At 49.2% G+C, this 14,011-nt stretch carries 15 protein-coding genes; 3 read left to right on the top strand and 12 right to left on the bottom strand.

The features are described from left to right. Positions 1-72: 72 nt before the first annotated feature. The 4 genes from BM181_RS04835 to BM181_RS04820 all read right to left on the bottom strand — a co-directional run bounded on the left by BM181_RS04835 (position 73) and on the right by BM181_RS04820 (position 4,256). A complete protein-coding gene (locus BM181_RS04835) occupies positions 73-459 on the bottom strand; it encodes a VOC family protein (RefSeq protein ID WP_256211299.1) in 387 nt (128 codons plus the stop codon). Positions 460-600: 141 nt separating this feature from the next. Then, positions 601-1,248 carry a flavodoxin family protein gene (locus BM181_RS04830; RefSeq protein ID WP_075442671.1) on the bottom strand — a complete coding sequence of 216 codons (648 nt, stop codon included), beginning with the start codon at positions 1,246-1,248 and terminating at the stop codon, positions 601-603. 273 nt (positions 1,249-1,521) lie between these two features. Beyond that, the gene (locus BM181_RS04825) at positions 1,522-2,067 is read right to left on the bottom strand and encodes a ferritin family protein (RefSeq protein WP_075442670.1); all 546 of its coding nucleotides are present in this window, start codon (positions 2,065-2,067) and stop codon (positions 1,522-1,524) included. 278 nt (positions 2,068-2,345) lie between these two features. Further along, positions 2,346-4,256 (bottom strand): CocE/NonD family hydrolase, encoded by a 1,911-nt coding sequence (locus BM181_RS04820; protein WP_177207167.1) that lies wholly within the window; start codon positions 4,254-4,256, stop codon positions 2,346-2,348. Positions 4,257-4,376: 120 nt separating this feature from the next. Here BM181_RS04820 and BM181_RS04815 point away from each other — a divergent pair, with 120 nt between their 5' ends. Next, the gene (locus BM181_RS04815) at positions 4,377-4,838 is read left to right on the top strand and encodes a methylated-DNA--[protein]-cysteine S-methyltransferase (protein WP_075442668.1); all 462 of its coding nucleotides are present in this window, start codon (positions 4,377-4,379) and stop codon (positions 4,836-4,838) included. Between the two features lie 19 nt (positions 4,839-4,857). Here the strand turns inward: BM181_RS04815 and BM181_RS04810 are convergent, their stop codons facing one another. The 8 genes from BM181_RS04810 to BM181_RS04775 all read right to left on the bottom strand — a co-directional run bounded on the left by BM181_RS04810 (position 4,858) and on the right by BM181_RS04775 (position 12,219). Further along, entirely contained in the window at positions 4,858-5,646 is a 789-nt protein-coding gene (locus tag BM181_RS04810) for an EFR1 family ferrodoxin (protein WP_075442667.1), read from the bottom strand. 96 nt (positions 5,647-5,742) lie between these two features. After that, positions 5,743-6,636, bottom strand: a complete 894-nt coding sequence (locus BM181_RS04805; RefSeq protein ID WP_075442666.1) for a DUF5131 family protein — start codon at positions 6,634-6,636, stop codon at positions 5,743-5,745. 14 nt (positions 6,637-6,650) lie between these two features. Further along, positions 6,651-7,127, bottom strand: coding sequence for a pyridoxamine 5'-phosphate oxidase family protein (locus BM181_RS04800; protein ID WP_075442665.1), 477 nt, complete (start codon positions 7,125-7,127; stop codon positions 6,651-6,653). A gap of 157 nt (positions 7,128-7,284) precedes the next feature. Continuing rightward, positions 7,285-7,782 (bottom strand): cyclophilin-like fold protein, encoded by a 498-nt coding sequence (locus tag BM181_RS04795; RefSeq protein ID WP_082336171.1) that lies wholly within the window; start codon positions 7,780-7,782, stop codon positions 7,285-7,287. A 50-nt stretch (positions 7,783-7,832) separates the two neighbouring features. After that, positions 7,833-8,372 (bottom strand): flavodoxin family protein, encoded by a 540-nt coding sequence (locus tag BM181_RS04790; protein ID WP_075442664.1) that lies wholly within the window; start codon positions 8,370-8,372, stop codon positions 7,833-7,835. A gap of 128 nt (positions 8,373-8,500) precedes the next feature. Continuing rightward, positions 8,501-9,667, bottom strand: coding sequence for an alpha/beta hydrolase (locus BM181_RS04785; protein ID WP_177207166.1), 1,167 nt, complete (start codon positions 9,665-9,667; stop codon positions 8,501-8,503). An 88-nt stretch (positions 9,668-9,755) separates the two neighbouring features. Then, on the bottom strand, positions 9,756-10,895 hold the full coding sequence (locus tag BM181_RS04780) for an alpha/beta hydrolase (RefSeq protein ID WP_075442663.1): 1,140 nt from the start codon (positions 10,893-10,895) through the stop codon (positions 9,756-9,758). Between the two features lie 130 nt (positions 10,896-11,025). Beyond that, a complete protein-coding gene (locus tag BM181_RS04775; protein ID WP_075442662.1) occupies positions 11,026-12,219 on the bottom strand; it encodes an MFS transporter in 1,194 nt (397 codons plus the stop codon). A gap of 141 nt (positions 12,220-12,360) precedes the next feature. On the opposite strand from BM181_RS04775, the gene BM181_RS04770 reads away from it, so the two are divergent. Together BM181_RS04770 and BM181_RS04765 are read left to right on the top strand one after the other, a co-directional pair. Then, the gene (locus tag BM181_RS04770; protein ID WP_075442661.1) at positions 12,361-13,254 is read left to right on the top strand and encodes a LysR family transcriptional regulator; all 894 of its coding nucleotides are present in this window, start codon (positions 12,361-12,363) and stop codon (positions 13,252-13,254) included. A 365-nt stretch (positions 13,255-13,619) separates the two neighbouring features. Beyond that, positions 13,620-13,994 (top strand): MerR family transcriptional regulator, encoded by a 375-nt coding sequence (locus BM181_RS04765; protein ID WP_075442660.1) that lies wholly within the window; start codon positions 13,620-13,622, stop codon positions 13,992-13,994. Positions 13,995-14,011 lie beyond the last annotated feature (17 nt).

The following is a 14,011-nucleotide window of genomic DNA, read 5'->3' as shown; positions in this document are numbered from 1 at the left end:
ATTGCGATAAGCAAAAGCCATCCATAAGCACCGATTAATCAGCTGGCTTATGGATGGCTTTTTTTACGCCCATTATTTCACTTCGATATCCAACACTTTCTCAATGGCTCCCGGCTTTTCCTGAAACAGTTCCAACACCAGGCCATCGGGAAGCTTCACCCATTTTTCCGGCTTCCCTTCCAAGGAACGTACACCTTCATAGGCCAGCATTTCCTGCAAAGCCGCCTTGAAATCCTGCACCACAATGCCTAAGTGGTGCCCCCGTCCTGCTGCTGGATCTTCCGGAGCAGCCACCAGCTGCAGGCCGCCTTTCAGCCATACCTGCTGTAAAACGCCATCCTTTTCCTTACGCCTTGTCTCCGTCATGCCCAGTACCGTCTGAAAAAAATTCAGACTCCATTCGATATCTGCCACGGTCACTGCCGCATGTTCAAGATAAGATGCTTTTGGGGTCATCATCGTTACCTCCTGTTCTTAAGACCTATATTCTTATGGCAATTATCTTCTTCCTTGTCACTTTTTTATACACCATCTTTCCTATACACAACCACCAAAGAAAAGGCATGAACAATGTTCTTTGCAAGAAATCACATTTAGGAATTAGCGCTCAAGCAAACTTTTCCCTAATTCATAAGCCGCTGCACATTGCTGGGGAAACATCTCCTCACGATAGGCTGCTTTGGCCTTAGGATCGAAGATCGAAGACTCATATTTGTCATAGTCGGTAAACTGGGTCGTATTGTACGCATAAAGCGTCTTGGTTTCCGCCCGCAGGATTTTGCTCGCAAAGCCTTCGTGAACGGCAAATTTTTCCCGCATGCCAAACTGCTTGACATGCTCCTCAGTCATATTCATGGTGTAGATAAAGGCATTGGGCAGAGACTTCGGAAATACCGTCGGTATTTCGTTGCTGTAAATGTAATTGGAAAACAACAGCCGCTCGATAAAGGCGCTCATGCCGGAAGAAAGATTCATAAAGTAGACCGGCACACCCATTATGAGGGCATCGGCTTCCTTGATGCGTTCGATAACCGGCGTCAAATCGTCCTTCATTGCGCAGGTGCCATGCTCCTTGTCCTTGCGTTTGCAGTAAAAACAGCTGATACAGCCTTTGAAGTTCAGGCTGTAGAGATTTATGAGTTCCGTTTCCGCACCAGCCTCCTGCGCGCCCTGCAAGGCCTGCTGCAAGAGTTCTGCCGTATTGCCGTTGCGCCGCGGGCTGCCATTTATAGCAATCACTTTCTTCATCGTTAAATCCTCCCATCAACCAATACACAAATACTTAATGTATTCTTCGACACCAGCCAAAGATTACCTGCTCTGCAAAAAATAGCCTGACAAAGCTATGCGCCCTGTCAGGCTATTTTTTAGCGTTTGATTTCCTGATACTCAGCCACCCGGCCTACGCTGAAGTGGAGATTTCCCGGCTCCGCTGGGTGATGGTCACCGGCTCGGGGAAATTGTCCCACATAATATGAAACGCCTGAATTACTTCCTGATCTGTCACAGTCAAAAGTCACCTCAATCCTTCAGCTTAAATACCTTCTTCGGCTGACCGCAGAGAGGGCAGGCAAAATCATCCGGTTCCGCCTCCAAGTCACCGACATGCTCATAGCCGCAGACCGAGCAGACATAGATTTTCTTGCCGGCAGCTTCTAAGAGGCCCGGGCAATGCTTTTCCAAAATCTTCGCCAAAACAACGCCATGATGGCCTTCCTGCTTGGCAAAGATTTCCATTTCATCGGCAGCTTCTACAAGGCCTGCTTCGCGGAATTTATCGGCCATAGCCTTGACCTTCTTTTCACCGCTGGTTTCTGCACTCATCAAGCCGCGCACGAGCTGCCAGAAATCCTTGGGCAGCATGCCGTTTACTGTGGCATAGAAACCGGCATGAACAGCCTCCTGATTTGCCGCCTCGATAAACTGCTCAGCCACATCGTCAAGCCCCTGCTCTTTAGCCAGACGCGCCAGCGTATAATACATCATCGTTCCCTTGGCTTCGCCCAAAGCCATCATTTCTGCCATTTTCTCCAGCGGGGTTCCCTTCGTGATACCATGTAAGCTCATTTCACTCTCTCCTTTATCCTATCATACACATAATCGTGACTACCTATAACACGCTTTTGATTATACGGCCCCTTTGTGACCTCTATGTAACTTTCATTTGGTTTTTTACAATCTTTTTGTAAAAGTTTTATTTCCGTGGTATTGAAAGCAGACATGTCTTGCTGCTGTCCAGCGGCAAAGCCACAATCATCTCTGTGCCCTGCCCTGGCTGGCTTTACTTCACCGCAAAATCCACGGTGCGCAGCAATGCTCCCGTGGATTTTTAACGTATTTTCTTCTTACTTTTCTGGCACGACTGGCACTAACAGATAGCTGTCATATTTGCCACCCACATGGATAAGGTGTTTCCCTTTATTGCGTGTGGCTGGTGCCTTGACCGCAAGATTCGGGTGCGTGACTTCGGTATGATTGCCGCCCAAGATTTTCATGGCCGGCTTCTCGCCTGGCATAAAAGTATACCCCTTTTCAGGCACAGCAATCTTTGCCACACCAAACGGCGGTACACTGTCGGCCTTAGGCGGCTGGTAGGCCGCTATGGTCAGCTGCAGTTTTTCGCCGGCATGGTATTTCATGCCCATGGGCCAGATGCCAATATCCACCGGCACAATCTCGCCTTTTTGCAGTAAATCCTCATGGGTATGTTTTAAGACCGGTTCAGCCGGCGTGGATTTTTGCTTATCCAAGGCCCGCTGGGATACACGCAGATAACCCTCGGAAACGATGGGCATACGCGTCATGGGGTCAGCGATAACCTTGCCATCCTTATCGAGTTTTTGCACCGTAACCTGCAGTTCCATATCATCAGCACCGTCTGCCTCTACATACGTATGCAGGTTCATATAGCCCGTCAATTCCGTATCCTGGTCAAAGGTCAGTACAAAATCGACAGCAGGCCGCTCAGCCTGCGTATCATAGCTGACCACCTGTTCCTGGGCCGCTTTTCCCCAGCTAAGAGTCTGTTGACCAGTCAGATATAATTTCTTATACTGCGTTCTGGCCAAAGGAAATTCCTGCTCGACTCTGTCCTCCACATCTTTATGCCCAGGGTCAAGTACCGATAGCCGCACCCGCGGCGTCTTTTCCCAGTCATTGGCTACGCCTTTTAAATAATGATCGAAGAACTTGCGCAAATCTTCCACATGTTCCGGCTGATAATAGTCAGCCCACTCATTGGTATTGTGCACACGCAGCCATTTATCCTTACTGGGAATCTGACGGAAACCGGCAAAGGTACCGTGTGTATGCACCGGATTGGTGAAGCTGGCTACCACATAGGCCGGAATATGGATATTCTGCAGTTTGGCGATCTTATCCTGCCAATAGGCATCGAGCAAGGTATGCGTCACCACCATACGCGGCTGGTCCTCAATATAATTTTGGCTGGCAAAGGTTTCAAAAATCCCCTCTGGGAATACGGGATTCGGAATGCCGCCGCGATTAGCCGTTTCGCGGAAATGATCGACAAAGCCCTCCCATGGTGCAATGGCAGCTAAATGCGGCGGCTGCTCGCCTGCGATAAACCACTGCGAAACCGTCAGCCAGGAATTGCCCGACATGCCTATTTTGCCATTACTCCAAGGCTGCTTGGCTGCCCACTCGATCGTATCATAGCCATCCTGGGAATTCTGACTGCCCCAATAGTTTAAGTTGCCCTCCGAATGGTATGCCCCACGGCTGTCGGGATTGATGATGACATAGCCCTGCGCCACCCAATAGGCCGGGTCCGGCGCTTCGAATTTTTCCAGGCCGGAAGTTGCCGCCTGCGGTACACCAGCCCGTCCCGGCACATCGTCAAGCCATTGGCCGCCGATTTCCTTGCCGTAAGGGCTCCAGGCCATGATGGCCGGATGCTTTGCCTCATCTGCCGGCCGGAAAATATCCGTATAGATAACCGTGCCGTCACGCAAAGTAACCGGCACATCCTTTTCAAACAAAATATCGCAGGTAAGCGGCTTGGACCCCTCTCGGCGGATCGAACCTGCTTTAAGAACCATCTTTTCCTGTTTTAATTCGGCGGCACGGGCACGCGTTGCCGAAACAGGCAAGCCTTTACGATAATAAACCTCTACGGTTTCACCACCGGCCATCTTCTGTGGCAAGCTGATGGCTGCTTTTTCTGCCGCCATTGTTCCCGGCACTGCTATCCCCATGGATAAAGCCGCCAAACCCAGACAAAACATTTTACGCATAGATCCCCTCATTCTATGGCCCCCTATATTACAGATATTTATCTTTTTCCCATCATACATTATAATACTTTTGTATTGTTTTGTTAACTTTCTTATCCATCATAAAGCAGGGAGAACATTATGACCACTTACGCTTTTTATCAAACTCCATTCGGCCTGCTGAAAACAGGCATAGCTAATGAAACACTTATCCACATCAGCCTTGTATCCCAACAGGACGAAAAAAATCAGCCCACCTGCCTTAGTGACGAAGCCTATGCCCAGTTGCAGGCATACTTTGCCGGCAAGCGTACAGATTTTTCCCTGCCATATGAACTTACCGGTACACCTTTTCAAAAGCAGGTCTGGGCTCAAATTGCCCGAATCCCCTATGGACAGACAGTTACCTACAAAGATATTGCCCAGGCTATCGGTAAACCACGTGCCCTGCAAGCAACAGGCCAAGCTGTAGGTGCTAATCCCCTGGCCATCCTCATCCCCTGCCACCGCGTTATCGGCAGCAATGGCTCATTGACTGGTTACGCCTGGGGCCTGGAAATGAAACAAGCCCTGCTAAAACTCGAGCAGGGCTGCGCAGAATAACACTGCAAACTTTATACACTCACTTTGCTGCTGATATGCCACGCAGTAAATCTGCGGCTTTCACCTCTTTATGCCTGTACCGTTTACGCCCCTTGGTTATGTCGCCATAGTCAATAGCTTTGACCGGACAGATATGCAGGCAGCCCAGACATTCTACGCATTTATGCTGCCATACAGGCTGACCATTGGGGCGTTTTATATTATCCCTGGGACAGATTTTTTCGCATAATCCACAAGCCGTGCATTTCTCCTTGTCACATTGGAAGTTTTCATCTATCGACTGCTGCTGGGCCTGCCATTTATCGTGATAGCTCTGGCAGAATTTTTTGAGCAGCTGCCAGGTATCATGATGCTCTCTGCCAGCAATAGCTTTGGCTATTTTCCTTATTTTCTTCTCCGCCAGCCATGCCCGTATCGCTATTCGCCAGTCAGCCGCAATGTCCCGATAAGGAATGTAGTTCGATACCAGCCGTACATACCATTTCGCCTGAACCTGACAATTCTTAGCCGCCAGTATCTTTTCCATATCCATAAATGGTGTGCCCCAATAGGGCACACCGCAGGTCGCAACGGCAAAAACATACGGCGAATTTGCCAGCGTCAGCTTTTGTAAAAACTCCTCCACTTGCAAGGGCAGACCAAAATAGTGCATCGGAAAGACAAAGCCCACACAGTCAGTATCAACCACTGGTGCTTCTTCCTGCCCAGCAGTCACCAATGACCGCAACTCTACGTCTGGCAAAGATTTTTGCAATTCTCTGGCCACATAAAGTGAATTGCCTGTCGTTGAATAATAATATATTATCATACGGATTTCTGCCGCCTCCTAACATGCTTCAGAATAAATAAGCAATTATAACGCCGTTGTTCCAGTTTTACCACAGGCAAGACTTCTTCTTCCGAGCTATATTCTTTTCTCTACAGATTCACTGCATTTGCCGCAATGACTGCAGCCATTGCAAATCAGCCTGCTGCCGCAGGCATGGCAGTGCGGTCCATCATAAACCGGTTGATAGCGATCTTCTGGTGGAACCGGCAGGCCAATACTGTAGCATAAAGCAAAGTTCATGGGCCTGCCTACATAATTCAATCCTGCCCGAAAGGCTTGCTCAGCCTGTTTCTGCTTGCTGGTCAAGCGATAATGCCTGCCATCTTTTATGAAATGCGAACCGATTTCTATAAACGAAAAGGATACATTAGCCGACCGGCACTCTTGGTGCAAAGCCAGCACCCAATCATAGCTGCAGGGCCGTGCCCCCTCATAATTCTCGCCGCCACAGATAACCTGCTCGATAAAACCTTCCTCCAGATACGGTTTCAGGCTTACGGCCCCAACCAGCGGAGCGCACATCACGCCTTTATGCCGGAAGGGCAGCTCCTTAAGCAACGGCAGCCGGATATCAGCCATCTTTTGATTCTCACAGGTAACATTGAACCAAATATTCTCCCAGCCGCTGCCAAAATCCTGCGGCAAGCAGTCAGCCACCCGTTCCGGGCGCTTGGTCAGCAGATAAAAGATGACATCCGGCCGCTGGCGCATGATTTCCCAGGCTTCTGCCCGCCATTTATCTGCTTCTGCCAGAAAAAAATCCGAAGTCATACATACCCGGATGAGTTCGCCGCTTTTTATTTTATAGCTGCCATGGCGGTCTTTCTGCAAGGGGTAGTTAAAATTCTCCGTCCGGTAAATGTCCGCCCCATCTTTTCCCCGTTGCTTATCCAGCGTGTACATATAGCAGTTGGCGCAGCCGGGACTGATTTTTTTGCAGCCATGCCACGGATTCCATATATCATGCATCTTTGACGTTCCATTTACGATTCATTGACCAATTTGCCGGTCATATGCTCGGGAATCAGCGCCAGACATTGCACGCGGGGCAGAGCGTGCTTCAATTCCTGTTCCAAGTACGCTTCATCAGCGGTAAATTTTCGCACCAGCGAGCTGCAGATTTTGCGAATCTTTTCCTCATCCGTCACCAGCTGCATCCGCCCAAAGACGACCACGCTCCGGATATTGAGCGCCCATTCCCCAGGCTTTTGCCAGCCCTCATCGTAAGCACAATAGCTCACCTTGTCATAGGCCCTTATGGCATCCATCCGGTGTCCTTCCTTGGCACTATGGAAATAAAGGATACCGTCCTCCTCGCAGTACCAATGATCCATGGGAATACCATAGGGATAGCCGTCGTCACCCAGCATGGACAGCACGCCCCGTTTCGCTTCTCTCAGCACTTCTTTGCATTCTTCCTCTGTCAGCTGCTGCTTGAATCTTCGCATCTTCCGAAACATAATTTCCCTCCTACAAAAACAGCGCCACTTTCTTATCTGCCAAGACCTAACGATAAGAAAATGACGCTTTTCCCATTACCCGGTGGCAACAGGTGTCCATTCATATTCTTTTTTTAGAATAGAGCAAAAAAACATCTTTGTCAATCCTAATTCTGCTTCACTCCGTCACAAGCTGCACCGTTACGCCATCGCGGTTCAATAAAGCAGTCAATTCCTGTTTTGACATGTCAATATGTCCCAGCCGCGTATAAGCCCAGGAATTGGAACCATAAAAGATAACCAGCTTATTTTCTGCATAGAGGACAATATCCCCGTATTGGGTAGTTATCTGCTTATCTGCGCTGGTAATATTTTGACCGATATCGCCCACCTGTTCAAAACCACCGTAAGGTGACATTTTTATAGTCAACGGCAAAAGTTTCTGCAATGCCGCCGCAGAAGCATTCTGTTCCCAGGTAACGGGGACAACTTTATCATCAATGATGAGTTTCATCGCCTGCTCCTTCTTTGGTTCTGCCACGGATTTATTTTCCTGTGGGACAGCCTCGCCCGCCTTACTGCCAGTATCCGCAGTAGTCTCCTGCGCACCTGTACAGCCGGATAGCAGCAGCATCACCGACAGCATGACCACACTTATGATTTTCCGGTTTGGCATTGACCTCTCTCCTTATGCAAATACAGCTGCAAGGCATTATTTTGCAGACTTCAAATATTCCTGCCAGCCTGCCGGGCTTTTTCCAGTGCGGCATTGCCGGCAATATCACCTGCGTCCGTCACACCGCCACAGAAAATCGTCTCCTTCAATTCGGCCTTGTCAAAGCAGTCTACCCAACCCTGCACGCCGACGCGGGTTCCGGCTACGGTATCTGCTTCATCCTCTGCCGCCGTAGCCAGCAGATAAACTTCACGGAAACGATAATCCGAGGGGAACAGCGGGTTGGCCCGGTCCAGCAAGGTCTTTAACTGGCCGCACATACCATAGTAATAGACCGGCGTTACCAGAACGACCACATCTGCCTGACCGATTTTAGCCGTGATCGCATTGGCATCGTCTTTTATCACACACTGCATGGTCTTTTGGCAGGCCAGACAGCCTTTGCAGAAATTTATAGTCTTATCCCGCAGGGTAATCTGCTCCACCTCGTGTCCTGCCTCCCTGGCACCTTCAGCAAAAGCCTTGGCCAATGCCTCAGAATTGCTATTCTTTCTCAGGCTCGTGGAAATGATCACTACTTTCTTGCTCATATTCTCTCCTCCATACACATTATCCTCTTTTACTCTATCACTTGGAGTATACTCAAAGTCAAGCCATATAATACAAATGCCGCCCAGCAAATTCTTGCACGATTTCGCAGGGCGGCATTTCTTGCTTTTTACTTCAGGTTCTTATCAAAGAAGGCAAACAGCTTGTCAAACGGAATCTTGTCCATCTGGTCATAAAGGTCTACATGGGTAGCACCGGGAACGACGATTTCTTCCTTCTCCCCTTTGATGGCGGCATAGACATTGTCGGAGAAATACTTGGAATGTGCCTTGTCGCCAGTAATCAGCATGACCGGTGTATTGCCCAGTTCATCCATGTTGCTCATGAGTTTGAAATCGAAGAAGCCATACGGCGTCACCGAATCCCAAGCCAGCTTATTGGAGTTGATTGCCCGCGGATGGAATGCACGACCTACATAGTAGCCAAAGAAATCCTGAATAACGGGATTAGCATCAGCAGGCAGTTTATCCGGGAACATGGTATCAAAGGTTTCCACATTGCCCTTGGAATCTACGCCCAATTCATGTGCACCACGGATGGCCTTGCCCGTTCTGGCCTCTTCATTACGCATCTTAGCCAGATGCTGTTTCACGATCTCCCGCTGTTCCGGCGTGTAGTAAGCGCCATTATAATGGTCGCTGATGCTTTCACTCATATCATACATAGCTGAGGTTGCCACGGCCTTGATACGGCTGTCGCTGCCGGCAGCCGTGATAGCCATACCGGACAGACCGCAGATGCCCATGGCACCGACCTGATCCGGGTTCACAAATTTCAGATTGGAAACGAAATCCACGGCGGCATGATAGTCTTCCGTAAAGATTTCCGGCGAGCCCATATTGCGACGGCTGCCACTGCTCTCACCGGTGGTGGAGGGATCAAAGGCTACAGCCACATAACCATGCTTGGCAAATTCCTGTGCATACAGACCGGAGGACTGCTCCTTCACCGCACCAAAAGGCCCGGTAATCACTACGGCCTTGTACTGCTTGCTGGCATCAAAATTCTTCGGCAGATACAGATGACCAGCCACTTCAAAACCAAAGCGGTTTTCAAACTTCACATTCTTGGCTTCAATTGACTTGTCAATCTTGAATACGCGGGTGTCATTGTTAAGCTCGCTGATGGATGAACGCTGCATCTGCGAAGCTGTTGCTAAAGTTTTAGCCGGCGTTGCTGCCATCGTCACATCACTCCCCATAATGCCAAAGGACATCACGCCTGCCACCAGAGCAGCCAAAACCATCTTCTTGTTTTTGCCAATTTTCTTCAACATTTCTATTCTCCTTTACTTCACTTACATCTCTATGTCATGTTATCGTGACTTTACCTTATCACTTGAAGCAGACTCCAACTCAAGCATTTTATTTTAAGTTCTGCTGAAAGAATGCCTCAATTCTCGCAAAGGGAATCTTGGCTTTGTTATCGTAGAGGTCAACATGAGACGCACCGGGAACAATCACCAGTTCCTTGTTATCGCCCTTGAGCTTTTTGAAGGCATCTTCGCCAAAGTAACGGGAATGGGCTTTCTCACCATGCAAAACCATAACGGCATTCTTGATTTCATCGGCATAGGACAGAATCGGCATATTCATAAATGAAAGAGCCGAAGTCTGATTCCAGCCGCCATTGGAGTTGAGTGAACGGGGATGATAGCCGCGTTCCGTCTTATAGTAGGCATAATAATCCTTCACAAACTGCGGCGCATCAGCTGGCAGCGGGTCAACTACACCACCGGAATTTTTATAATAACCGGCCTTATAATCCGCCGTACGCTGGGCATTCAGGGCCTCGCGGTTAGCATAGCGTTCTTTTTGCAGCGTTTCCTTGTCTTTTTCATAGTCAAAGTAACCATTGGCGGTAACTCTGGTCATATCATACATGGTCGAAGCCACCGTGGCCTTGATGCGGGTATCGCTGGCTGCCGCATTGAGTGCCATGCCGCCCCAGCCGCAAATGCCGATAATGCCGATGCGCTCCGCGTCTACATTATCCTGCACCGAAAGGAAATCCACGGCTGCCGAAAAATCTTCCGTATTGATATCCGGCGAGGCGACATAACGAGGCTGACCGCCGCTTTCCCCGGTAAATGACGGGTCAAAGGCAATGGTCAAAAAGCCGCGTTCAGCCATTTCCTGCGCATAGAGACCCGAAGACTGCTCCTTTACGGCACCAAACGGGCCACTTACCGCAATGGCAGGAAGTTTTCCCTTAGCATTTTTCGGCACATACATATCCGCCGCCAAGGTGATGCCATAGCGGTTGACAAAAGTCACCTTGCGATGGTCCACCTTGTCACTCTTGGGGAACACCTTGTCCCATTCCTGCGTCAGCTGCAATTTTTCGGCTTTAATCATTCTGTCGCTTTTAACTTCTGCCGACTTCATCCCTGCCACTCCTTTATCTGCTGCCTGTGCACCATTTCCCATGATTCCCAAAGACATCACGCCTGCCACCAGCGCGGCCAAGACCATCTTTTTGTTTTTGATTATTTTCTTCAACATTTCTATTCTCCTCACTTCACTTACACCGTTTATCCTTTTGCTTGATTTCATTATAGCGATTCTGTTTTGTAATTACTAATACTTATAAAAAATATATTACTATGCTTGCCAGACATAGCAATCAACATCTTCAATGCTCAGACTGAACCATCAGCGACGTATGCACCTGTTTGCAGTAACATTGGCCCCAGACCGTCAGTGCGGCCAGCAGGCAGAACAGCAGACCGCCCAGTACCACATATTGCGTGCCCCAAACATCAATAAAATGACCGCTGACCGTAATTCCAAGCACACAGCCCATATTGGCCGCCGTCAGGAACAGGCCGTTGGCAAAGTCCGGTGCTTCCGGAGCGGCACTTGCAATCCAATACTGATTGATATTGGCATTGATCCCGCCCAAAATGCCCCAAATGACTACGATAAGCCCCATCAACGGCCAAGCGCTGCCGCCGCCCAGCAGGGCAATATAGATTACGGCTACCACCAGCGGAAAGATCTTGACCACGGGCAAGGGCCGCACCGTTAGCAGATGTCCCGCCAGCATACTGCCCAAAATATTGCAGATTCCATAGGCAAACAGCAAAATGCTGATCAAAGACGGAGCTACGCCAGCGACAACACCCAGATATTCGGTCAGATAGTTGAACACGCCAAAAATCGAACCGTTGAGAAAAATCACGGCCATAATAGACACCCAAAGCATCGGCTTGCGCAAGACCGCCAACTGGCTGCCATAACTCATAGCCGTCTGCACCGGCATGGATGGTACCAGCCAAATAGTCAGCAGAAGCACCACCAAGGTCGCCAATGCGAAAAAGGCCATGGATGCCGCGAGCGAAAACTGCTCTGCCAAAAAGTTGCTGATGGGCACACCGGCTACCATCCCCGCTGCCACTCCGGCATTGATTTTCGCCACAGCCTTAGGTTCTTCGCCCGGTTTAGCCAAAGCCGCCGCCACCGTAAACGCCATGGAACAATAAACCGGATGGAAAAAAGCCGGCAGCACCCGGACGGCAAGCAGTACCCAAAAGCTTTCTGCAAAGACGGCAATCACATTGCACAGCGTGAACAGTCCCAGGATAAAGACCATCAGATGTTTGCGATCAAAGCGTGACAACAATAGCGGCATGGTCGGCCCCGCCACGGCCACGCCCAGCGCAAAGAGACTAATCAGCCAGCCGGCCTGCACAACCGTTACTTGATAATTTTCAGCAATATAGGGCAGTATACCGATAAAGCCCATTTCCGTATTCAAAATGCCGAACACGCCTGTGGCCAGAATAAACAGCAGCACTTGTTTGTTCTTTATGTTTTCATAACTCATATCCCCACTTCCTCTCTGCCTTTATTATATATTCTTCGCTTATCCAATACTAATACTTATATAAAATCTCGATCTATGCTTTACAGTAATAGATTTCTCATAGTAAGATAGAGAAAAAACCAGGCAAAGGAGTGGAACCATATGGAGCTGCGAGTACTTAAATACTTTCTTACCGTGGCACAGGAAGAAAGTTTTTCGCGGGCAGCAGAAAAACTGCATCTGTCTCAGCCCACCTTATCCCGCCAATTAAAAGAGTTGGAAGACGAATTTGCAAAGCAGCTGCTTATCCGTGAGCCACGGCGCATACTGCTGACAGAAGACGGTCAGCTGCTGCGCCGCCGCGCTGAAGAAATCCTGTCACTGGTGGATAAAACCACTGGCGAGCTTTTGCGCCACGACGAAATCAGCGGCGATATCCGCATTGGCGCTGGCGAGTCCATTCACTTCGGCCTCGTCATGAAGGTGGCACAACAGCTGCGGCAGAAATATCCGGGCCTACGCTTTCATATTGTCAGCGGCGATGGTGCCACCACCATGACACGGCTGGAGCGGGGTTTGATTGATTTTGCCTTTGTCTATGGACGGCTCGACCCGGCTAAATACCAGGAACTGCCCTTACCCGTCCGTGACCGCTGGGTGCTGGTCTTGCGTCAGGATGATGCTCTTGCCCAAAAGGAAACTATCCAAGCCGAGGATTTATGGCAGCAGCCCTTACTATTCTCCCGCCAGACGCTTTCGAACAGCACCCATGGCGATGAACTGCTGGCCTGGCTGCAAAAACCGCTGGCAGAACTAAATATCGCAGGTTCCTATACACTGCTCTACAATGCCACTTTGATGGTCAAGGAAGGCATGGGCTATGCCATCTCTTTTGATGAACTCATCAACACCAATGGCACCATTCTCTGCACCCGCCCGCTGGAACCAGCTATTTTCACGGAACCCTCTATCGTCTGGAAAAAAAATCAAGTTTTTTCCAAGGCTTCCCAAGCATTCCTTGCCGCACTACAAGAAGAATTCGACGTCAATATCTGAAGGCATCACTGCTAACTAGAAATCCTTCAATAAGCACAGATTATACACATCTCTGACTTATTGAGGGATTTTTTATCCGCAGCATCGTCAAGAGCAGTGCCATTTTGCAGGGCATCGTGTAAATTATTGGGGTTATTGGCGAGCTCTTCGTCTTGTCCGTCTATAAGAGAATAGCTGCTGGCAAAGGCATTGGCTTACCGTTATAACAGATATTCGCCAATGTTAACTCGGTTTCCTGTCACGAAGATAAAAACGCCATACAGTATCCTTTTGCTTCATATACAAAAATTTTCCGCTTGACTTCGAGTCCACTCCAAATGCTAAACTTACAATATATGATAAAAATTTGACAACGAGGTGATTTTATGACCATCAAGGAAGTCAGCGAAAAGTACGATTTGTCTGCCGATACCATCCGCTACTACGAGCGCATTGGCCTCATTCCCCATGTCCCCCGCAAAGAAAACGGCATCCGCGATTTTGACGATGCCGCCTGTGGCTGGGTGGAGTTTTCCAAATGTATGCGCAATGCCGGTGTGCAGGTTGAAGCCCTGATTGAATATGTTGATCTGTTTTTCAAGGAGGGCACTGAAGAAGCCCGCAAGGAAATCCTCGTCGAACAGCGCGCCCGCCTGCAGAAGCAGTATGAGCAATTAAAGGCCACCATGAAACGGCTGGACTACAAAATTGCCCATTATGAAGAAATCATGACCAAGAACTGCCCGAATCACCAAAAATGATTTCCCACGAAAAAACC

It is taken from the genome of Pseudoselenomonas ruminantium (assembly GCF_900113715.1).
GTDB lineage: Bacteria > Bacillota > Negativicutes > Selenomonadales > Selenomonadaceae > Selenomonas_A > Selenomonas_A caprae.
The sequence above is the reverse complement of the archived record's forward strand: the minus strand, read 5'-3'. Positions and strand labels throughout refer to the sequence as shown.